The following is a 21,330-nucleotide window of genomic DNA, read 5'->3' as shown; positions in this document are numbered from 1 at the left end:
GTTCCCGTCAGGGAGCGCCCTTCAGTTGTACCGCCACCGCGGCATCGAGTGCCCGCAGCTCTTGACGGACCGCATCGACGTGCTCCCGGGCGAGACGCGCCGCCCGCTCGGAGTCGCCCGCGAACACCGCCTCGGCGATGTCGCAGTGATCCAGATGCGCACGCCGCTGCCGCCCGGGGATGTCGATCACCTTGAACGAATACTGCGTGAACTGCGGGGCGATCGAGTCCCAGATGTCCAGCAGGAGCGGGTTGCTGCTGGCCTCGGCGATCTGACGGTGGAACTGCGCGTCGAGCGTCACGAAGACCTGTTGCGACACCTCGCGCGGGGCGGCGGCGGCCAGGATCGACTGGATGACCTCGCGGTGGTGGTCGGACATCCGCGCCGCAGCTAGCTCGGCGCAGCGCGCTTCGATGGACTCGCGCGCCTCCAGCAGGTCGGTCATCGTGTACCCGCCGGACAGCGTGCGATCGTTGACCGCCGTGTTGACCGGTCGATCGCTCACGACGAAGACGCCGCTGCCGTGGGCGCTTCGCAGGTACCCGGCCGCAGACAGGGTGCGCACCGCTTCGCGCATCGAACTGCGACCGACGCCGAAGATCTTGGCGAGCGCCGGTTCGGCCGCGAGCTTCGTGCCGACCGGGTATTCGCCCGACCTGATTTTCAGCTCGAGCTGTTCCGCCGCGACGTCGGAGACCTTGCGTCGTGTCCGGGGGAGATCGGAGCGGGTCGGCCCTTCGGCAGTTTCCACGGGCGAGCACTCCTCCAGGATCTTGCTGTGACTCTACTGCATCGGCCGCGGACTCGGCTCAGACGAAGATGTCGGCGATCAGCACGAAGACGAGGACGACGATCGAGAGCATGGACTGGGCGAGGGTGTACGTCTTCAGAGTGCCGCGCGTGGACAGTCCGAACAGGCTCCGCAGCATCCAGAAGGCGTTGTCGCTGAACTGGCCGCCGAAGCAGCTGCCCGCGCCAGCGGCGAGAACTACGAGGATCGGCGACACCCCCAGCTCGCCCATGAGCGGCGCCATGATGCCGATGGCTGTGATGCCGGCGACCGTCTGACCGCCGATCGCCATGCGCAGGATCGCAGCAATCACCCAGACGGTGACGAGGGGCAGCACCGCGTTCGCGCCGAGTAGTCCCGACAGCACGTCCTGGATGCCGGTGCCCGCGATGATCGCCCCGAGCGAGCCGGCGACCGCGGTGACGACGAGGATCGTGCCCACCGTCTCGAGGGCCCTGCCCACCTCGACCTCCTGGGCGGCGAGTCCGCGCTTGAGGACCGTGATCACCAGGGCGGTGAGCGTGCCGAGCAACAGGGCGATGACGGGCGACCCGAGGAAGTCGATGACGGGGACCTCGACGCCGAACAGCGGGATGACGATCGACGAGATGATGAGCACGAGCACGACCAGCACGGGAGCGAGTGCGGTCAGCATCCCCAACCGGGGCGAGGGTGCGTCGTCCGCGGGATCGGGTACAGCCTCGTCGCGGACGTCTTCGTCAAGAGCGGGCTTCCACCAGCGCAGGCGCTCGATGAGGAGCAGGTAGAGGAAGGTCGTGAGCAAGACCGCGGGAATCGCGACCACGAAACCGGGGATGAGCATCTCGCTCACCGAGATGCGCATGGCGCCGAGGTAGGCCAGCAGTGCGGCGCCGGGGAGCACGAGCGCGTTACCCGCCGCGAGGCCCATCGCCACCGGTCCGGCCAGGGATGCCACCGGCCGTCCGGTCCGGTTCGCCACGGTGCGAGCGATGGGAGCCACCAGCACCAGCAGCACGTCGAAGTAGATGGAGGGAGTGAGGGTGGACAGCGTCAGGCTGAACGCGTACGGCGATGCTCGTCGGCCGAACAAACCGACGATGCCGCCGACGATGCGTTGTACGGCTCCGTAGCTCGACATGAGCGTTCCCATGATGACGCCCAGGCTAATCAGCAGTCCGACCTCGGCCATCAGAGCCCCGAAGCCCTCGTTCACGCCCGTCACGACGTCGTCGAGGCTCATCCCGGATGCGACGCCCAGGACCACCGTGCCGACGAGGAGCGCGATCGCCGGGTTGATACGCAGGCGCACGATGAGGAGCGCGATCCCCACGAAGACGGCTACAAAGAGCACGATTACCCAGGCTGTCGACATCACTGTCACCGCTTTCCATCGAAGTTAACGAGTCCTCAGACAACTGCACGCTAACTCGGCCACTGTCCGGCTGTCAATTCATGGTCGTTCCGCTAGACCTATGGCCAAAGTCATCTGAGGACTGGTACCGTGGTAGAGCATGAGAGAAGGGCATCAATGAAGATCGAGCGCGTCGAGACCTTCGTGCTGCGCACCCCGCTGGGTGCCGACACGTTCTATTCCTCGCAGGCCAGATTCCCCGAACGGACGAGCCTGCTCGTCCGTCTGACGACCACCGACGGCGTCGTCGGGTGGGGTGAGGGCGGCCAGTACGGCCCGCCCGAGCCGGTGCAGAGCTGCATCGACGACGTCCTCGCCGAGCGCCTGCTGGCAGCGCCCGATGCGAGTCCGGGGGTGGTCTGGGATCTGTTGTACTCGACCACGCGCGACTACGGGCAGAAGGGACCGTACATCGAAGCCATCAGCGCCATCGATATCGCCCTGTGGGACATCCTGGGCAAGACGCTGAACGCGTCGGTGTCGACGCTCATCGGCGGACGGTTCCGCGAGAGCGTCAAGGCGTACGGCACGGGTGGCTACTACTCATCCACCGACTTCGAGCCCGGGCGTGACCTCGATCGACTCTCGGCCACGGTGGCGGGGTACGCGGCTGATGGCTTCGGGATGCTGAAGGTCAAGGTGGGCCTGCTCGACGTGCGCGACGATGCCCGCCGCGTCGCCGCGGTCCGCGACGCGCTCGGCGAGGACTTCACGCTGCTGGCCGACGCCAATCACGCGTACAACTCCAGCTCCGCCATCGCGATGGGCCGTGTGCTCGAGCACTACGGGTTCCAATTCTTCGAAGAGCCGGTCCCGCCGGAGGATCGAGCCGGCTACGCGCGCGTGCGCTCACGGCTCGACATCCCGATCGCCGGCGGCGAGGCGGAGTACACGCGGTACGGCTTCCGTGATTTCATCGCGGACGGGTGCGTCGACATCATCCAGCCCGACATCTGCGTGTGCGGAGGCATCTCCGAGGTGCAGCGCATCGCGACGCTCGCCTCCGCCCACAACCTGCGGACCATCCCGCACGTGTGGGGATCGGGCATTGCGCTGGCGGCAGCCCTGCAGGTGTGTGCCGCGTTGCCGCTCGCCCCGTACACTCACGTTCCGCGCGCGCTCCAGAACGAGCCCGTGATCGAGTTCGACCGCACCCGCAACCCGTTGCGAGATGATCTGCTCGCGAGCGAATTCGTGCTCGACGACGGTCGGGTGCGTGTGCCCGACGGCCCGGGTCTGGGTGTCGATGTCGACGGCGACGTGGTCGAGCGGTATCTCGTACGCAGCGGTGACAGCGGACGGGTCCGGGTATGACCTCGCTGTCGGGGCGTACGGCGCTCGTCACCGGCGGCGGGGTGGGGATCGGCGCGGCGATCGCTCGCGCCTTGGCGCAGGCGGGCACGCGCGTTGCCGTCACCTACCGCACGCACGCTCCAAGCCACGAAGAACTCGCATCGCTGAACGGGCCAGGCGGCCCGGCGCTGGCGCTGGCGGTGGACGCGCGCAACGAGCCGGAGGTGCGCGATGCGGTCGGGCGCGTGGTGGAGGAGTTCGGACGCTTCGACATCCTGGTGAACAATGTCGGCGGCCTCGGCCGACGGGCAGGACTCGCGGAACTCGATTTGCCGACGTGGCGCAGCATCCTCGCGCTGAACCTCGACTCGACCTTCCTCTTCAGCGCCGCAGCGCTGCCCCATCTGCCGAACCACGCAGGCGGGCGCATCATCAACGTCGCCTCCCTGGCTGCCCACACCGGCGGTCACGCGGGCGCCCTCGCGTACGCGACAGCGAAGGCGGGGATCCTGGGGTTCACCCGCTCGCTCGCCACCGAGCTCGGGCCCGTCGGGATCACCGTCAACGCGCTGGCGCCGGGGTTCATCGAGGCCACGCCGTTTCACGACACGTTCACGACCGAGGAGTCCAAGAGCCGGACGATCTCCGGCATCCCTCTCGCTCGCGCCGGGCGGCCGGCAGACGTCGCCGGCGCCGCGCGTTGGCTGGCTTCAGATGACGCGTCTTTCGTCAGTGGTGCAGTGATCGATGTCAATGGCGCGCAGTACTTCCACTGAGGGAGGAGCAATACATGGCGAGGTTCGAAGTGCTTTGCGTCGGAGAGGCGATGGTGATGTTGACCGACGCCGGCCCGGTCGGCCCGCTCCTGCCGGCGACACTGTCGGTGCACGTCGGCGGTGCAGAAGCGAATGTGGCCCGTCATCTCAGTGCACAGGGCGTGCGCGCCGCATGGATGTCTCGGCTCGGCGACGACCCGTTTGGGCGGCTGGTGAGGTGGGTGCTCGAAGGCGAGGGGGTGGACACCTCAGCGGTGACCGTCGACACCTCCGCGCCGACGGGGCTGTACTACAAGGAGCGGACCGCCGATGGTGGCGCGCGTGCACACTACTACCGCGCCGGATCGGCGGCCTCGGAGCTGTCACCCGGTGACGTTGGTGGGCTCGAGCTCGCCCGGGGCAGCATCGTGCACACCTCGGGCGTGCTGGCCGCCATCTCGCCGTCGGCGGCCGGATTCGTCGACGCGCTCTTCGCCCACGCGCGCCACGCCGGTGCGACGATATCGTTCGATGTGAATTTCCGTCCGCAGCTCTGGCGCGGCCGCAACGCCGCCGACGCGCTGCTCGCCCTGGCGCAGCGCGCCGACATCGTGCTCGTCGGCCGGGACGAGGCCGAGTCGCTGTGGGGCACGTCCACGGTCGATGAGATTGTCGCGTTGCTCTCCGGCCCCGCCACGGTGGTCGTGAAGGACGGAGATGTGGCTGCGGTCGAAGTCGACCGCAGCGCGCGCGAGCGGCGCGTCACCTCGGTGCGCCCCGCACCGGTCGACGTGGTGGAGCTGGTGGGCGCGGGAGACGCGTTCGCCGGCGGCTATCTCGCCGGGTATCTCCGCGGTGAGGTGTCGCGGGCCAGGCTCGCGCGCGGGCACAGCGCCGCCGCATGGACGATCGGCGGCATCGAGGACGTACGGCCGGGTCACCAGCCGGCGGCATTCGCGACGACAGGAGACGGCCGATGACCGATTCTTTCCACACCCGCGCTTTCGACGAGCTCTTCGCCTCTCAGCCGATCATGGGCGTCTTCCGCAACATGACGCCGGCGGATGCGGTGGCCCGCGCTGCGCGCGCCTGGGATCTTGGTGTCGTCCACGTCGAGATCCCGGTCCAGACGCCCGACGCCCTGCCGACTCTTCGCGCGGTGGCGGGCGCCGCGCGCGAGCGGGGGCGTCAGGTCGGAGCCGGAACCATCGTCGATGTCGACCAGGTAGCGGAGGTTCAGGCGGCGGGCGCGTCGTACACGGTCTCGCCGGGGCTGTCCGACGACGTCGCGCGGGCCAGCGCAGCGCGCGGGCTGGCACATCTTCCGGGCGTCAGCACCCCAAGCGAGGTGCTCGCGGCCCGCCGCGAGGGGTTGCTGTGGACTAAGGCGTTCCCCGCCTCCGTGCTCGGTCCGAGCTGGGTGTCGGCGGTGCTAGGGCCATTTCCCGATCAGCGCTTCGTCGCGACCGGCGGGATGGATGCGCACTCGGCCGCCGAGTTCCTGGCGGCGGGTGTGCGGGTCGTCGCGGTCGGCGCCGCGTTCGACGATCCGGTGCAGAGGGCGCGGATCACCGATCTCCTTGAGGCACACGGCCGTCGCTGAGCGCCTCTCATAGCAGAGGACCACTCGCGTGCCAGGCTGATGGATGCGGCGCGCGTTGTCTCCCAGGACCGCCCGCGGGTCGCTTCTACGCGCACGACGTCGCAGTTCGTGAGAGCCCGTTCACCACCTGCCTGGCTCGAAGATGGAAGAACGCCGCCACGTTTCTGCCACGAATGGTCCTGAACCAGGCGAGACCGACCGACGCTGTGCGTTCCTGTTTTAAGCGAGAAACCGCGCGTGGACGCGAGACATATGGTGCGCGCGCTAGTTCAGATCACTCCGTCTCCGCGGAAAGAACCACCGGTAAAGCGGGTGTTTTCGCGGGGGATGCGTTGCGCGGACTCGGAACTTTGCCGACAGAAGCTCTCCATGTCGGCGACGGTCGAATCTGAAGCGTTAACGACGGGCGAAAACGAGGCCACCCAGAGGACTACCTCGCCGCCGTCCTCGAGCGCGAGGTCTCCGCCCGCAACGCGTCGGGCGCGGAGCTGCGCATCAAAGCAGCAGGCTTCCCGGCGCGGAAGACGCTCGAGGACTTCGATTGGGATGCGCAACCCGCAACCCGTCAGCAGATCGCCGGCCTGGCCTCCGGCGGGTTCCTTCTCGAAGCGCAGAACGTCGTCCTCCTGGGCCCGCCCGGCACTGGGAAGACGCACCTTGCCACCGCGCTCGGGATCGTCGCCGCACGCCACGGGCACCGGGTGTTGTTCGCGACCGCGACGGACTGGGTCACCCGCCTCACCGACGCGCACCGGCAAGGCAACCTGCCCCGAGAGCTCTCCCGACTACGCCGCTACGGTCTGATCATCGTGGACGAAGTCGGCTACCTCCCGTTCGAGCAAGACGCCGCGAACCTGTTCTTCCAGCTCGTCTCGTCCCGTTACGAACACGCATCGCTGATCCTCACCTCGAACCTGCCGTTCTCCGGCTGGGGCGGAGTCTTCGGCGACCAGGCCGTCGCCGCCGCGATGATCGACCGGATCGTCCACCACGCCGACGATGGCGGCGCCTGGGTCATGGACATGCAGGGTATTCAGTACGGCCTCGTCGCCGGTCTGCTCAAGAATCTCGACGCCGACATCACGATGGCGATCTACCCCCTCGCACCCGAGCGTCACTGGAAGGAGACGATGGCCTTCTGCCGCGACCTCTACTTGGAGATGGTCGAGGAACACGGCGCCGAGAGTATTGTCATCACGGGTGATTCAGCCGGAGGCAACATCGCAATGCTGCTCGCCCAGTCTCTGAGAGACGATGGGGGCCCCCTTCCGGCGGCGCTCGTGCTCTACTCACCCGTCCTCGACCTCAGCGCATCCGGCCACGATCAGGCGGAACTCGAACGCCGCGATCCCAGCGTGACCCGCAGCCTCATCCGCAACGGCGCCGCGCTCTGGGCGCCCGGGCTTGAACCGAAGGATCCGCGAATCAGCCCGCTCTACGCAGATCAGGCAGGTCTTCCGCCGACATTGATCTTCACAGGCGATCGTGAGGTGCTCGATTCTGATGCTCGCCGGCTCGTCGAAGTCAACCCCGAGGTGGACCACCGTTGCTACGCCGAGATGGCGCACGTCTTCCCGATAGGCGGCACCAGGGAGAGTGCGCACGCCTTCCGTGAGACGGCGGCCTTCGTCGCCAGAGAGACCCGCAAGGGATGACGCAGCCACGCTGTGTAAACCGACGAGACCAAGGAGAATGCTGAATCGACAGAAGGTTGCAGGGGAAGGTCGCGATCGTCACCGGCGGCGGTGGTGGTCTCGGCTCAGCCGTCTGTCGCCGACTCGTTGCAGACGGAGCCCGCGTCGTGCAGCCGTTGCTCGGGAGTCGGCGCGCGCGAAGCGCTCGGCCGCGGGGCTCAATCGAATGAACGGCTCGGCGAAGAGATGCTCCGCCGTTGTCCCGCTCCAGCTCGCGGCAGGCGTAATGCGTCGGCTGAATCCTCGAGGTCCCGCCACGCGTCACCTGCCTGCCGCGAAGAACTGAACAATCACACGGGACGGACACGCGGGATGGCGCGCCGGCCCAGTCTCCGGAGGACAGCGCCTCTTGGCGATCAGGCGGAGCCATCCTCCAGCACGCGCGTCCAGCGACCGTTTTCGCTGGAGCGCGCGGACGCCTCCAATACCTCGGCGACGCGCCACCCCTGCTCGAACGAGGGATAAGCCTGCGTGCCGTGGAGGATCGCGTCGAAGAGGTTCCTGATCTCGACCGCCTTGAGTTCGTGCAGGCCGATCGTTACTCCGGGAAACGGCCAAAATGCGGCGTAGTTGGGGTGACTCGGGCCCAGCGTGACCGTCGTCGTGCCGGGGAACCGGTGAATGCTTCCGTCGCGGAGGAAGAGCTCGACTTTGTACGATTCCTGCTGCGAGAAGCGCAGGGATCCGCCGGAACCGAGAATCTCGAAGCCGAGATCGAATGGATGGCCGTTGCCGACGCGATTCGCCTCGATCGAGGCTGTCGCGCCGGAAGTGAGGCGTCCGAGGACGAACGCGATGTCGTCGTTCTCGACGGGAAGCAGCGGTGCGTCTGCCGAGGCGGTCGACCCGTAAGAAAGCGCACCGACCGCTTCGGGGCGTTGCTTCACCGCGGTCGAGAGTTCCCCGAACACTTCGACGAACTCGCCGGCGACTGCCTCGACGATCGACACTGCGTGCGAGCCGATGTCGCCCAGCGCGCCCAGGCCGGCCTTGGACCGTTCGTAATGCCACGTGCGCGGCAGCCGGGGGTCGGCGTTCGCGTCGACGATGAAGTGCGCCTTGATCGACCAGATCTCGCCAAGAGTGCCGTCCTGGACGAGTTCACGTGCAAGCTGGATTCCGGGATTGCCGAGGTACGAGAAGCCGACGATCGTCGCGACCTTCGCGGCGCGTGCCGCCTCCCACATCTGCTTCGCTTCCGTCGCCGTGATCGCCAGCGGCTTTTCGCAGTACACGTGCTTTCCTGCCGCGATTGCCGCCATGGCGATCTCGTAGTGCAGCCAGTTGGGGGTGACGATATCGATGATGTCGATTTCGGGGTCGGCCACCGCCTCGCGCCAGTCGCTCGTCCACGCAGCAAAGCCCAGGCGCTCGGCATTCGTTCGTGCAAGCTCTTCGGATGCATCAGCCAGGATCGCGAGTTCGGGCTTCGCGCCAAGATCGGGGAACAGAATCGGGAGAGCGTCGTAAGCGACCGAGTGCGACTTCGCCATCAGGCCGCCGCCGATCAGGGCCACGCGCAGCGTCCGCCCCCAGGGGGCGGTAGAGGTAATCGTCATTGAGCTTCCTTCTTCCGTGGCGCGTGCGTCGCGCCAGCGGTCTATGTTAGGACGTATTGACAATATTTGTCTAGTCGGATTACGGTGGATCCGACCGCATCGAACAACAGCGTTCGCCGACCCTGGAGTGGGTCTCGTGCGACGTCGCCTGGAGATTCACATGAAAGTCGGACTTTTTCTTTCCGCATTCCTCGACCTCAGCCTCGCCGACGCTCTGGATCGACTCAATGAGTGGAACATCACCGAGGCGGAGGTGCCCGCTGGCGGATTCTTCGGCAACGTGCACTGCGATCCCAGTGCGCTCGTCGCCAGCGCTGCGGCGCGCGACGAGTTCCTCGGGCTCTTCGCCGACAAGGGCGTGAATCTTGCGATCCTCAACGCGAACAGCAATCCGATCCACCCTGATCCGATGGTGAGCCAGCCACATGCGCGCGAGTTGCGCGACGCTATCGTGCTCAGCCGGCAGCTTGGCCTCGATCGGCTCAACGTCATGTCGGGGAGCGTGGGCTCCGGGCCGGGAGCGACACTGCCTACGTGGTCGCTCGTCCCCTGGGAGAGCGGCCTGCTCGAGGTGCGCGACTATCAGTGGTCTGTCGCGATCCCGTACTGGAAGGAGATCGCGAAGCTTGCAGAGCAGCATGACGTGCGACTGGCACTCGAAGTGCACCCGCACATGCTCACCTACAACCCCGGCACCTTGGAAAGGTTCATCGACGAGGTGGGCTCCGAGTATCTCGGCGTGAACATGGATCCCAGCCACCTCTTCTGGCAGGGCATTGACCCGAACCGCATGGTCAAGCGGTTCGCGGGCCGGATCTGGCACGTTGCCGCGAAGGACACGGTGCTCGTCGCGGACGGGATCGCCGAGTACGGCGTGCTCGACGATCGATTCACCCGCATTCCCGCCGAGGAGCATCCTCTCCCGCTCGGAGGGCGGTACCTGACTACCCGCCCACCTGCCGACGGACCGTGGAGGTTCGTCGCCGCGGGTCGTGGTCACGATGTGCAATGGTGGGGCGGGTTCCTCCGCAACCTTCGCGATGCGGGGTTCGACGGTGCGGTTTGCATTGAGAACGAGGACTGGGATCTTCCGCGGGAGGAGGCTATTCCGATTGCCGCCGACACCCTCCGCCAGGCGATCGAGTTGGCTTCGTGACGGACCGGACGATCAGGATGCGAACCGAGGGAAACGAGAACACGGTGGTCGGGCCGGATCCGACGGTGTCAACCACTCAGTCGGAGCTTCCCGAATTGAGGCCCGGACGTCATGACGGGCGGCTGCGCACCGTTGCTGTGGTCGCGACTTTCGGTGGACTGCTGTTCGGGTACGACACCGGAGTGATCAACGGCGCGCTGGCGCCGATGACGCAGGAACTCGGCCTCACGCCACTCACCGAGGGTGTCGTCACGAGCTCTCTGCTGGTCGGTGCGGCTATCGGGTCTGTGCTCGGCGGCCGGATCTCCGACGCTGTTGGGCGACGCAAGACGATTCTCGGACTGGCTGTGCTCTTCTTCTGTGCAACGTTCGCTTGCGTGTTCGCCCCCAACTTCGAAGTCATGGTCGCGGCGCGGGTCGTCCTCGGACTCGCTGTGGGGGGCGCGTCGGTCACGGTGCCCGTCTTCCTTGCGGAGATCGCTCCGACAGAACGACGTGGATCGATCACCGGGATCAACGAGCTCATGGTGGTGAGCGGGCAGTTCGCAGCCTTCGTGATCAATGCCATCATCGGAAACGTCTGGGCCGGGCATGAGGGGATCTGGCGCGTCATGCTTGCGATCGCCGCGCTCCCCGCGATCGTTCTGTTCCTCGGCATGCTTCGCGCACCTGAGAGCCCGCGATGGCTTCTGTCGCAGGGCCGTGAGGACGACGCGCTTGATGTTCTGAAGCAATTGCGGACTGTTGATCGCGCCGAGGCCGAGATGGCGGAGGTCGCCCGCTTGACCGAGGAGGAAGAAGAGTCCAAACTCGGCGGATGGCGCTCGCTGCGTATGCCGTGGGTGCTCCGAATCGTCCTGGTCGGGATCGGGCTGGGGGTCGTCCAACAGCTCACCGGGATCAACTCGGTCATGTTCTACGGGTCGCAGCTGCTCACTGAGGCGGGCTTCGAGGCGAACGCCGCGCTGATTGCGAACACAGCGAACGGGCTCATCGCAGTGATTGCGATGGCGGTCGGCTTGAAGATGCTCAATCGCGTCCGGCGCCGCGTCATGATCATCTCGGGTTTCGTCATCATCACCGTCATTCATCTGCTCGTAGGGTTCATCGCCAACGCGATGGCGCCCGGCGTGGTGAGGGCATCGATCGTGCTCGCACTGCTCGTGCTCTTCGTGGGCGTGATGTCCCTGACCCTCGGCCTCACCGTCTGGGTGATCCTCGCAGAGATGTTCCCCCTAAAGATCCGCGGCTTCGCGATCGGGATCTCGGTGTTCTTCCTGTGGATGGCGAATGCCGCGATCAGCCTGTTCTTCCCGACGATGGTCGCCTCGCTCGGCATCTCGGGGACATTCTTCCTCTTCGCTGCATTCGGCGTCGTGTCGACGATCTTCGTGGTGACGCAGGTTCCTGAGACGCACGGGCGCTCCCTGGAAAGGCTCGAAGAGGATCTGGCCACCGGCGTCATCTACACCACCCGTCGTCGCGGAATCTGACGACGGCAATCACTAGAAAGGAACTCTCATGAAGATTGCACTGGATCCCCTGCCGTTCCGCCATCTGCCCATTCCCGAAATGATCAGCACCGTCGCTGACCTCGGGTACGAGTGGATCGAGTTCTCACAGCGCGACGACTTCTTCCCGTTCTACCTGCACCCCCGTGCGAACGACGATCTGGTCCAACTGCTGAAGAAGTCGCTCAAGGATACGGGCGTCCAGATCGCGTCGGTGCTCCCGATCCTGCGGTGGTCCAGTCCCGACGAGGACCAGCGCCAGGCGGCTGTGCGGTCGTGGATGCGGTCGATCGACATCACCATCGAGCTCGGTGTCGATCAGATGAACTCGGAGTTCTCGGGCCGTCCGGAACAGTCGGAGCGCAGCGAGGCGCAATGGCTCAGGTCCATGGAGGTGATCCTGCCGCGCCTCGAGAAGGAGGGCATCAAGCTCAACATCGAGCCTCACCCCGATGACTTCATCGAGGACGGCATCGAAGCCGTGCGCATGATCCGGGGGCTCAACTCGAAGAACGTCGGGTTCCTCTACTGCGTGCCCCATACCTTCTACCAGGGGCATGACATCGCCGACATCGTCGAATATGCGGGGGCCGACCTCAAGCACCTTCACCTGGCCGACTCGTTCGACTATCGCGCGTCCGGCGGGCGCCGCTACCTGCTCAACCCGGCGGAGACGAACGCGACCGTGCATCAGCACTTGCCGTACGGTCAGGGCGAGGTCGACCTCGATTCGTTCTTCGCAGCGCTCAAGCGCGTCGACTTCGACGGAATCGCCACCGTGGCGGTCTTCTCCCAGGAGGAGAAGGCGGTTGAGAACTCCGTGTGGATGCTCGAGGAGACCAAGAGGCGCCTGGGGGCATAGCCGGCTACCAGACGCAGGGGCCGCTCGTTCGTACTCGAACGAGCGGCCCTTTCTCTTTCGAGAAACAAGATAAGAATGTCTTTACATAAGTACGAACTCGCGCTACCATCGGACCACCCAGGAGTTAGCAACGCAGCTATCCGTTCGGTTCGCACAGCAGCTAGCCCGACTAGACGAAAGGAGCCTGGGACGATGAAGGTCTCGAAGCTCGTTCACAACCGCAAGCGCGCCCGACTGCTCGCGGGCGCCGCGGCCATTGCTGCGGCAACATTCATCCTGTCCGCGTGCACCGGCGGCGGCGGCGGAAGCTCATCCGACAGCGACAGCGGCGATGACAACTCCGCAGCCGGAGTCAAGATCGTGGTGATCGGCGGTGGAGGCGACCCGTTCTTCTCTACCGTTCAGCGGGGTGTGGATGCCGCGGCCGAGTCTGTCAAGGCGGCCGGTGGCGAGGTCAGTTACCTCGCCCTGAAGAATTACGACAACCTGGGCCCTGACACGGCCCAGCTCACGAAGACCGCGATCGCTCAGAAGCCGAGCGCCATCGCCGTGCCCGACTGGGTCCCCGACGCCCAAGACGACGCGATCAAGGAGGCTGTCGCCGCGGGCATCCCCGTCGTCATCTACAACGCCGGAGATATCGACAAGGCCGAGGAACTTGGCGCGATGACGTACATCGGCACCGACGACCACCTCGCGGGCGTCGCCGCCGGCGAGACGTTCCTCGACGCCGGGTCGAAGAACGTCATCTGCGTCAACACCGTGCCGGGCAGTGCGAACCTGGAGGCCCGCTGCGCGGGTGTCAAGGAAGGCATGGAGAGCGGCGGTGGTGCGTCGGAGTCGCTGAACCTGCCTTCCACAGCTTTCGGCAACCAGACCGCCGTCACCCAGGCGATCAAGTCCGCGATCCAGCAGGACGACACCATCGACGGCATCATCACGATCGGTGTCACCGACTCGGAGTCGGCCGATGCCGCAGTGACGCAGGCGGGCGCTGAGGGGCGGGTCAAGCTCGTGAGCTTCGATGTCGCGACGGCCGTCCTCGAGCGGATCCAGTCAGGCAAGCAGTACGCCGCGATCGACCAGCAGCCGTACGCCCAGGGCTACTATGCGGTCTCGGCTCTGTTCCAGTTCGCCGCATACGGCATCGAGCTGCCCACCAAGCCGATCCTCACGGGTCCGCTCGTCATCACTTCGGAGAACGTCGACGCCGCGCTCAAGGGCGCTGAGGCCGGCACTCGCTGAATCCCCGGGCGTGTCCGGGGATTCCCCGGACACGCCCCTGGGGCCGCGCACGCGGCGCCACAACGATAGGAGTCGAAATGACCATAGACGTGTCCACGGAGACACTCAAGACCTTCCCGTCCGTCCCACCCGAGCCGCGAGAGTCCGCATTCCTTCGACTCACCCGGCGACCCGAGATGGGCGCCCTCGCGGGCACCGTCCTCGTATTCGTGTTCTTCGCGATCCTGGGCGGGCAGCAGTTCCTGGCCGTCAGCGGCACCGCCAGCTGGCTCAACATCGCCGCGGAGCTCGCGATCATCGCGATCCCGGTCGGCCTGCTGATGATCGCAGGCGAACTCGATCTCTCCGTGGGCTCCGTGCTCGCAGCCAGCTCGATGACCCTGGCGATCACCTCGGGATACTTCGGGCTGCCGATGGTCCTCGGAGTCATCCTGGCCCTCGGCATCGGCGCACTCGCCGGCTTCGTCAACGGCCTGATCACGGCGCGCACGAACGTTCCCTCCTTCGTCGTCACGCTCGGCATGAACTTCGGGCTCGTGGGAATCACTCTCGGCCTCTCACGTGCGATCACGGGGACCACGAGCGTCCCGCTGGACGTCGACCCGTTCTTCAAGGACGTCTTCGGCACCCTCATCGCCGGTCAATTCGAAGTCGCCATCTTCTGGGCGCTCGGCGTCGCGGTCGTCATCGCGTGGATGCTTCAGATGACGCCGTTCGGCAACTGGATCTTCGCGATCGGCGGTGACAAAGACAGCGCTCGGGCAACCGGCATCCCGGTCACGCGCGTGAAGATCTCGCTCTTCGTGATGAGCGGTCTCGGCGCCGCACTGGTCGGTGTGATCCAGACGTGCCTCTACAACGGTGCGCAGACCGCTACCGGTCAGTCGTTCGTCTTCAACTCGATCATCGCCGTTGTCATCGGCGGCGTCCTGCTCACCGGTGGGTACGGCTCGGTGATCGGCATGATCCTCGGAACCCTCACGTTCGCGATCGTGAACCAGGGCATCTACTTCACGGGCTGGAGCTCCGACTGGGCGAGCTTCATCCTCGGTGCGCTGCTGCTGGCAGCCGTGCTCATGAACAACACCTTCCGCAAGCTCGCCCTCTCCGGCGGGGCGCGGAAGTCGTCTGGAAAGAAGGCCTGATCATGGCTCAGCCACTCCTGAGGCTCGACAACGTCAGCAAGAGCTTCGCGGGCACAGACGCCCTGTCCGACATCTCTCTCGAGGTCGAGCCGGGCCAGGTGCTGTGCCTGCTCGGCGACAACGGGGCCGGCAAGTCCACACTCATCAAGGTGCTCTCCGGCTACCACAAGCCGACGTCGGGCACCATGAAGGTCGACGGCGAGGAGGTGGTCTTCAATAGCCCCCGCGACGCGAGTGCGAAGGGCATCGCCACCGTTCATCAGTACGGCGGCACCTTCCCCCTGATGAGTGTCGGCCGCTCGTTCTTCGTCGGCGCAGAGCCCACGAAGGGATGGGGTCCGTTCAAGTGGTTCGACAAGCCGAAGGCGAACAAGATCGCGATCCGCGAACTCAAGGCGCTGGGGATCACTCGAATCCACGACGGAAATCGACTGGTCGGCGGAATGTCGGGCGGTGAGCGTCAGTCGCTGGCGATCGCCCGCGCGGTGTACTTCGGTGCTCGGCTACTGATCCTGGACGAGCCGACGGCCGCCCTCGGCGTGAAGGAGGCCGCTCACGTCCTGCGAATCATCATGCAAGCTCGCCGCAAGGGCATCGCGGTGATCTTCGTGACCCACAACGTCCTGCACGCGATGACCGTCGGCGATCGCTTCGCGGTCCTGATCCACGGTCGCAAGGCCGACGACTTCGCCAAGGGGGAACGCACGCGCGAGCAGATCACCGACCTCATGGCCGGCGGAGAGGCGATGGCGGAACTGGAGGCGGAGATCGCCGCGTACGAGAAGGAGGCGACTGCGTGAGCAGTGAAGGGGTCGCGACGACGGCGTCTCCGACGCTCCGTGTCGCCTCCGTGGCCAGCCCCACCGCGCTGTGGAACGATTCCGCGGATCCCGACGAGCTGTCGGCGGCGATCGGGTGGGGTGCGGTGGGGGCGACCTGCAACCCGGTGATCGCCCTGAACGCGATCAAGAACCACATCGACGTCTGGGGTCCCCGCATTCGCGCGCTCGCAGCTGAGCGTCCGTCGGCGAGCGAGTCCGAGCTCGGCTGGGCCGTGGTCGAGGAGCTGTCCGTCGAGGCGGCGCGGCTCCTCGAGCCCGCATTCGTCGCCAGCGGGGGCAGGAATGGGCGGCTGTCCATCCAGACCGACCCGCGCCTCCACCGCGACGAACACGCGTTGGTGGAGCAGGCGGTGAGGTTCGCTGGACTCGCAGAGAACATCATCGTGAAGATCCCCGCGACTTCTGTCGGCATCCGTGCGATCGAGGAGGCCACCTTCCGTGGGGTGAGCATCAACGTCACCGTCTCGTTCACCGTGGCCCAGGCCGTGGCCGCCGCCGAGGCGATCGAACGTGGCCTCGATCGCCGAGCGAAGGCCGGGTATGCACAGAGCGAATTCGGCTCGGTCGTCACGATCATGGGCGGACGCCTCGACGACTGGTTGAAGGCGTGGTCGAAGCGAGAGCGGATCCTCATCGACCCGGGCTATCTCGAGTGGGCTGGGGTAGCAGCGCTGAAACGGGCGTACCGGATCTTCAGCGAACGTGGGTATCGCTCACGCGTTCTGTCGGCCGCATTCCGCAACCACATGCAGTGGTCCGAGCTGCTCGGCGGCGACCTCGTGGTTTCGCCGCCGTTCGACTGGCAGGAGCGCATCAATGAGAACGAGCTCGAGGTACACGATCGCATCGACGTTCCGGTCGATCCGATCATCCTCGAGACGCTGTGGGATCGGGTGCCCGAGTTCCGGCGAGCATACGAACCGGACGGGATGACTGCTGCGGAGTTCGACGACTTCGGGGCCACCCGCGCGACTCTTCGGCAGTTCCTGGAAGCCGATGCTCAGCTCGACGCCCTGGTCCGTGACGTGATCGTGCCCGCGCCCTGAGTTCCTCTCATGCCCTGCCCGCCCCGCTTGTCACTTCGCGACCAGAGTCGTCTCGAAGCTGTACATGTCGGGGCGGTAGCAGTGTGTGCCGTACTCGATGGCTCGACCCGAGTTGTCGTAGGCCACCCGGGTCATCGTAAGCACCGGGCCGCCCTTTTCGATGTCGAGCAGCTCACTCTCATCTCCGTCGGCGCGGCGGGCGCCGATCGACTGCTTCGCGATCCGAATCGTGACGCCCCGGCTGCGCAGGATCTGGTAGAGCCCGCGCTCGGCGAGCTGCTCGCCGGTGATGTCCACGTAGTCGCGCGGCAGATAGTTCTCCAGGATCGCTACGGGCACCCCGTCAGTGCTCCGCTGCCGACGGAGGTAGAGCACGTCGGAGCCCGCCGCGACGCCCAGCTGCTCGGCGACCTGCGGCGCCGCGGGGATGACCTTCCGCGAAAGCACGACTGTGCCCGGCTCGTGCTGGGCGGTCTGGAGATCCTCGTACAGGCTCGTGAGTTCCACCTGGCGCGTCACCTGCCCCTGAACGACCTGCGTGCCGATGCCACGGCGGCGCACGAGGAGGCCTTTGTCGACGAGTTCCTGAATCGCGCGCCTGACGGTCGGCCTCGACATGTTCAGACGCTGGCCGATCGCGATCTCGTTCTCGAGTCTGGCCCCGGCGGGGATCTTCCCCGAGCGGATGGCTGCCTCGAGTCTGCTTGCAACCTGGAAGTACAGGGGAACGGGTCCTGTCCGGTCCACGTCGAGGAACAGCTCATCAGGCCAGTGGGTCTCTTGCGCTGCCATTGCAGCCTCCTCGCGACAATAGCGGGCACTTCAAGAACTAATGTCCCAACAATATGGCAACTGGACGAGATTGTCATCGCGCGAAGGTTGATTTGTGTTATTGTAAAGACATACCTTATCTGTTCGAAGACCTGGGAGTTGCGGGATTCAGTGATGAATGAAGCCAACAGAGTGGACATCCTCGCGATGGGGCGCCTGGGCGTGGATATCTACCCACTGCAGGATGGCGTGGGCCTCGAAGATGTCCAGACCTTCGGGAAATACCTCGGGGGCAGTGCGGCGAACGTCGCCGTGGCAGCGGCACGCTACGGCGAACAAGCCGGCCTGGTGTCGCGTGTCGGCGACGATCCGTTTGGACGATTCCTCCTCCGCGAACTGGGCAGGCTGAACGTCGATGCAAGCGCCATTCACGTCGATCCCGTCCTGAAGACGCCTGTCACGTTCTGCGAGATCTTCCCTCCCGACGACTTCCCTCTCTACTTTTATCGAGAGCCAAAGGCCCCCGACCTGAACGTCGAGACGGCCGATCTCGATCTCGACACCATCCGCAACGCAGGGGTCCTCTGGGTCACGGCGACCGGGTTCAGTCAGGAGCCGAGCCGCAGCGCCCACGTGCGAGCGCTCGAGGCTCGGGCACGGAGGCCGCACACCGTGCTGGACCTCGACTACCGCCCGATGTTCTGGGAGAGTCCTTCGGAGGCGGCGGCACAGGTTGGCCGCGCCCTCGAGCATGTCACGGTGGCGGTGGGAAACCGCGAGGAATGCGCCGTCGCTGTCGGCGAGGAAGACCCTCACCGGGCTGCTGACGCGCTCTTGGCGCGCGGCGTCCAGCTCGCGATCGTCAAGCAGGGTCCCAAGGGCGTCCTGGCGAAGACGGCCGACGAGACGGTGGAAGTTCCGCCATTCTTCGTCGACGTGATCAACGGGCTCGGCGCCGGTGACGCGTTCGGCGGTGCTCTGTGCCACGGTCTGCTGAGCGAATGGCCGCTTGAGAGGATGCTGCGCTTCGCGAACGCCGCTGGTGCGATCGTCGCTTCTCGCCGCGAATGCTCGACTGCAATGCCTACGCAGGCGGAGGTCGACGAACTGCTGCTGACGGAGGTAGCTCATGACTGACAACCCTGGTGTCGCCGAATTCGCGCGCCTTCGCCACTACCGCGCGACGGCACCGGAACTGATCTCGAATGCGCTGACCGGGCGTCGGCGACGTGATGTCCTTCGCGGCGATGGACGTCTGTTCATCGTCGCAGCTGATCACCCAGCTCGCGGCGCGCTCGGGGTCGGGACCGACCCGATGGCGATGGCCAATCGCTACGATCTCCTCGCCAGGCTGGCGATCGCCCTCGGCCGCCCCGGCGTGGACGGCGTGCTCGGAACCCCCGATATCATCGACGATCTCGCCGCGCTCGGGCTGCTGGACGACAAGATCGTCGTCGGTTCGATGAATCGCGGCGGGCTCCGCGGTGCCGCGTTCGAGATGGACGATCGCTACACCGGATACCGCGTCGAGGAGATGGTCGCATCCGGGATCGACTTCGCCAAGACGCTCATCCGCATCAATCTGGCCGACCCCGCGACGGCGCCCACCCTCGAGACAACCGCGAATGTCGTCACGGAGTCGGCCGCGGCGCGACTGCCCATCATGCTCGAGCCCTTCATGAGCACCTGGTCGGACGGCCGCATCGTCAACGACTTGTCGACGGAAGCGGTGATCCAGTCCGTGGCGATCGCTTCCGGGCTGGGGGCCAGCAGTGCTTACACGTGGCTGAAGCTGCCCGTCGTCGACGACATGGAGCGAGTCATGGATGCGACCACGCTTCCGACGCTCTTGCTGGGCGGAGACTCCGGCGTCGACCCTGATGAGACGTTCGCCTCCTGGGAGGACGCTCTCACGCTGCCCGGAGTCCGCGGCCTCACCGTCGGCCGCACCCTGCTGTATCCGCCTGACGGCGACGTCGCGGGCGCCGTCGACATCGCCGCGAGTCTCGTCCATCCCACCGGTCTCGTCGCCATCCCCTGACCATCACGAACGAAGGAATACCCATGAGCATCACCGATGCGGCCGCTGGCGCCGCCTTGATCGACACCGACACCGCGGTCGTGTCGCACTGGATCGACGGCGCTGAGCGCCCGTCGAACTCTGGTCGCACCGCTCCGATCCACAATCCCGCCACCGGCGCCGTCACCGCTCACGTGGCGCTGGCGGATGAGGCGGAGATCGATGCGGCGATCGCGTCCGCAGTCCGCGGGTTCCAAACGTGGTCGCAGTTCTCGATCGCGAAGCGGCAGACGGTCCTCTTCAATTTCCGGGAGATCCTGAACTCGCGCAAGCGCGAGCTGGCCGAGATCGTCACGGCGGAGCACGGCAAGGTCGTCTCCGATGCGATGGGCGAGATCCTCCGCGGTCAGGAAGTGGTCGAGCTGGCGACCGGGTTCCCGCACCTGATCAAGGGCGCGTTCAGTGAGAACGCGTCGACCGGGATCGACGTGTATTCGTTGAAGCAGCCACTGGGCGTGGTGGGTGTCATCTCGCCGTTCAATTTCCCGGTGATGGTGCCGTTGTGGTTCGTGCCGATTGCGATCGCCGCGGGCAACGCCGTCATCCTGAAGCCGTCGGAGAAGGACCCGTCCGCCGCGCTCTGGCTCGCGCAGGCGTGGCAGGAAGCGGGGCTGCCGGACGGGGTGTTCACGGTGCTGCAGGGAGACAAGCTCGCCGTGGACGGCCTGCTCACCTCCCCCGACGTGCAGTCGATCTCGTTCGTCGGGTCGACGCCGATCGCGCAGTACATCTACGAGACCGCCTCGAAGCACGGCAAGCGGGTGCAGGCCCTCGGCGGTGCCAAGAACCACATGCTGGTCCTCCCCGACGCGGACCTGGACCTGGTCGCCGACCAGGCCGTCAACGCCGGGTACGGCGCCGCGGGCGAACGCTGCATGGCCATCTCCGTCGTCCTCGCCGTCGAACCCGTCGCCGACGACCTCATCGCGAAGATCCAAGACCGCATCGGCAAGCTCCGCATCGGCAACGGGGCGGGCATCGACGGTGTCGAACCCGACATGGGCCCCCTCATCACCGACGTCCACCGCGACAAGGTCTCCTCCTATGTCGACATCGCCGAGCAGGATGGCGCGAGGATCGTGGTCGACGGCCGCGGCTACACCGTCGAGGGTCACGAGGACGGGTTCTTCTTCGGCCCCACTCTCATCGACAACATCCCCACCACCAGCCGGGCGTATCAGGAGGAGATCTTCGGACCCGTCCTCTCCGTCGTCCGGGTGCAGTCGTACGACGAGGGGCTGGAACTGATCAACTCCGGTCAGTTCGGCAACGGCACCGCGATCTTCACCAACGACGGCGGCGCGGCCCGCCGCTTCCAGAACGAGGTGCAGGTCGGCATGATCGGCATCAACGTGCCCATCCCCGTGCCCGTCGCCTACCACTCCTTCGGCGGCTGGAAGCAGTCCCTGTTCGGCGACGCGAAAGCCTACGGCGTCCACGGCTTCGACTTCTTCACTCGCGAAAAGGCCATCACCAGCCGCTGGCTCGACCCCGCCAGCCACGGCGGCATCAACCTCGGCTTCCCCCAGAACAACTGACCCCATTACCGGGGCGTCGCGGACTTCCGATCTTGGCCGCGGCGCCC

Annotated in this window: 19 protein-coding genes and 1 pseudogene; 16 read left to right on the top strand and 4 right to left on the bottom strand. The window is 66.1% G+C overall.

The genetic code is table 11. The annotated features are described in order from the left end of the window. Positions 1 to 7: 7 nt before the first annotated feature. Both NFR93_RS13305 and NFR93_RS13300 read right to left on the bottom strand, forming a co-directional pair. Positions 8 to 751 carry a FadR/GntR family transcriptional regulator gene (locus tag NFR93_RS13305; RefSeq protein WP_251454060.1) on the bottom strand — a complete coding sequence of 248 codons (744 nt, stop codon included), beginning with the start codon at positions 749 to 751 and terminating at the stop codon, positions 8 to 10. A 58-nt stretch (positions 752 to 809) separates the two neighbouring features. Next, positions 810 to 2,144, bottom strand: coding sequence for a GntP family permease (locus NFR93_RS13300; RefSeq protein ID WP_251454058.1), 1,335 nt, complete (start codon positions 2,142 to 2,144; stop codon positions 810 to 812). Between the two features lie 156 nt (positions 2,145 to 2,300). Between NFR93_RS13300 and NFR93_RS13295 the strand changes: the two genes are divergently transcribed. From NFR93_RS13295 to NFR93_RS16005, 6 genes and pseudogenes are all read left to right on the top strand, one after another. Continuing rightward, positions 2,301 to 3,497, top strand: coding sequence for a mandelate racemase/muconate lactonizing enzyme family protein (locus tag NFR93_RS13295; protein ID WP_251454056.1), 1,197 nt, complete (start codon positions 2,301 to 2,303; stop codon positions 3,495 to 3,497). Continuing rightward, positions 3,494 to 4,252 (top strand): SDR family NAD(P)-dependent oxidoreductase, encoded by a 759-nt coding sequence (locus NFR93_RS13290; RefSeq protein ID WP_251454054.1) that lies wholly within the window; start codon positions 3,494 to 3,496, stop codon positions 4,250 to 4,252. The genes NFR93_RS13295 and NFR93_RS13290 overlap by 4 nt, the downstream gene beginning before the upstream one ends. 14 nt (positions 4,253 to 4,266) lie before the next feature. Continuing rightward, positions 4,267 to 5,211 carry a sugar kinase gene (locus tag NFR93_RS13285; RefSeq protein WP_251454052.1) on the top strand — a complete coding sequence of 315 codons (945 nt, stop codon included), beginning with the start codon at positions 4,267 to 4,269 and terminating at the stop codon, positions 5,209 to 5,211. Next, a complete protein-coding gene (locus NFR93_RS13280; RefSeq protein ID WP_251454050.1) occupies positions 5,208 to 5,834 on the top strand; it encodes a bifunctional 4-hydroxy-2-oxoglutarate aldolase/2-dehydro-3-deoxy-phosphogluconate aldolase in 627 nt (208 codons plus the stop codon). The genes NFR93_RS13285 and NFR93_RS13280 overlap by 4 nt, the downstream gene beginning before the upstream one ends. Before the next feature lie 425 nt (positions 5,835 to 6,259). After that, a pseudogene (gene istB, locus NFR93_RS16120) lies at positions 6,260 to 7,489 on the top strand (IS21-like element helper ATPase IstB); the annotation flags it as partial. Positions 7,490 to 7,545: 56 nt separating this feature from the next. Then, positions 7,546 to 7,698 carry an SDR family NAD(P)-dependent oxidoreductase gene (locus NFR93_RS16005; protein WP_285814604.1) on the top strand — a complete coding sequence of 51 codons (153 nt, stop codon included), beginning with the start codon at positions 7,546 to 7,548 and terminating at the stop codon, positions 7,696 to 7,698. A 186-nt stretch (positions 7,699 to 7,884) separates the two neighbouring features. Here the strand turns inward: NFR93_RS16005 and NFR93_RS13260 are convergent, their stop codons facing one another. Next, a complete protein-coding gene (locus NFR93_RS13260; protein WP_251454048.1) occupies positions 7,885 to 9,087 on the bottom strand; it encodes a Gfo/Idh/MocA family protein in 1,203 nt (400 codons plus the stop codon). A gap of 160 nt (positions 9,088 to 9,247) precedes the next feature. Between NFR93_RS13260 and NFR93_RS13255 the strand changes: the two genes are divergently transcribed. The 7 genes from NFR93_RS13255 to NFR93_RS13225 all read left to right on the top strand — a co-directional run bounded on the left by NFR93_RS13255 (position 9,248) and on the right by NFR93_RS13225 (position 16,894). Next, the gene (locus NFR93_RS13255) at positions 9,248 to 10,243 is read left to right on the top strand and encodes a sugar phosphate isomerase/epimerase family protein (RefSeq protein ID WP_251454046.1); all 996 of its coding nucleotides are present in this window, start codon (positions 9,248 to 9,250) and stop codon (positions 10,241 to 10,243) included. Between the two features lie 65 nt (positions 10,244 to 10,308). After that, entirely contained in the window at positions 10,309 to 11,736 is a 1,428-nt protein-coding gene (locus NFR93_RS13250) for a sugar porter family MFS transporter (protein ID WP_502846297.1), read from the top strand. A 28-nt stretch (positions 11,737 to 11,764) separates the two neighbouring features. Next, positions 11,765 to 12,616 carry a sugar phosphate isomerase/epimerase family protein gene (locus NFR93_RS13245; protein WP_251454041.1) on the top strand — a complete coding sequence of 284 codons (852 nt, stop codon included), beginning with the start codon at positions 11,765 to 11,767 and terminating at the stop codon, positions 12,614 to 12,616. Between the two features lie 192 nt (positions 12,617 to 12,808). Further along, the gene (locus NFR93_RS13240) at positions 12,809 to 13,861 is read left to right on the top strand and encodes a sugar ABC transporter substrate-binding protein (protein ID WP_251454037.1); all 1,053 of its coding nucleotides are present in this window, start codon (positions 12,809 to 12,811) and stop codon (positions 13,859 to 13,861) included. 77 nt (positions 13,862 to 13,938) lie between these two features. After that, positions 13,939 to 15,006, top strand: a complete 1,068-nt coding sequence (locus NFR93_RS13235) for an ABC transporter permease (protein WP_251454034.1) — start codon at positions 13,939 to 13,941, stop codon at positions 15,004 to 15,006. Between the two features lie 2 nt (positions 15,007 to 15,008). Beyond that, complete coding sequence (locus NFR93_RS13230; protein ID WP_251454031.1) at positions 15,009 to 15,806, top strand: ATP-binding cassette domain-containing protein; 798 nt, start codon at positions 15,009 to 15,011, stop codon at positions 15,804 to 15,806. Beyond that, positions 15,803 to 16,894 carry a transaldolase family protein gene (locus NFR93_RS13225; protein ID WP_251454028.1) on the top strand — a complete coding sequence of 364 codons (1,092 nt, stop codon included), beginning with the start codon at positions 15,803 to 15,805 and terminating at the stop codon, positions 16,892 to 16,894. The genes NFR93_RS13230 and NFR93_RS13225 overlap by 4 nt, the downstream gene beginning before the upstream one ends. A 30-nt stretch (positions 16,895 to 16,924) precedes the next feature. Here NFR93_RS13225 and NFR93_RS13220 read toward each other — a convergent pair whose 3' ends face one another. Next, positions 16,925 to 17,686, bottom strand: coding sequence for a GntR family transcriptional regulator (locus NFR93_RS13220; RefSeq protein WP_251454025.1), 762 nt, complete (start codon positions 17,684 to 17,686; stop codon positions 16,925 to 16,927). A 153-nt stretch (positions 17,687 to 17,839) separates the two neighbouring features. Between NFR93_RS13220 and iolC the strand changes: the two genes are divergently transcribed. The 3 genes from iolC to NFR93_RS13205 are packed head-to-tail and all read left to right on the top strand — an operon-like array spanning position 17,840 to position 21,283. Then, entirely contained in the window at positions 17,840 to 18,802 is a 963-nt protein-coding gene (iolC, locus tag NFR93_RS13215) for a 5-dehydro-2-deoxygluconokinase (protein ID WP_251454022.1), read from the top strand. After that, positions 18,795 to 19,706 carry a class I fructose-bisphosphate aldolase gene (locus tag NFR93_RS13210; protein ID WP_251454019.1) on the top strand — a complete coding sequence of 304 codons (912 nt, stop codon included), beginning with the start codon at positions 18,795 to 18,797 and terminating at the stop codon, positions 19,704 to 19,706. Before iolC ends, NFR93_RS13210 begins: the two co-directional genes overlap by 8 nt. Before the next feature lie 23 nt (positions 19,707 to 19,729). Continuing rightward, entirely contained in the window at positions 19,730 to 21,283 is a 1,554-nt protein-coding gene (locus tag NFR93_RS13205) for a CoA-acylating methylmalonate-semialdehyde dehydrogenase (RefSeq protein WP_251454016.1), read from the top strand. The last annotated feature ends 47 nt before the right edge of the window (positions 21,284 to 21,330 follow it).

This window comes from Microbacterium sp. Marseille-Q6648 (assembly GCF_943181415.1).
GTDB lineage: Bacteria > Actinomycetota > Actinomycetes > Actinomycetales > Microbacteriaceae > Microbacterium.
Note: the sequence above shows the minus strand (reverse complement) of the source record. Positions and strands in the feature narration are given on the sequence as shown.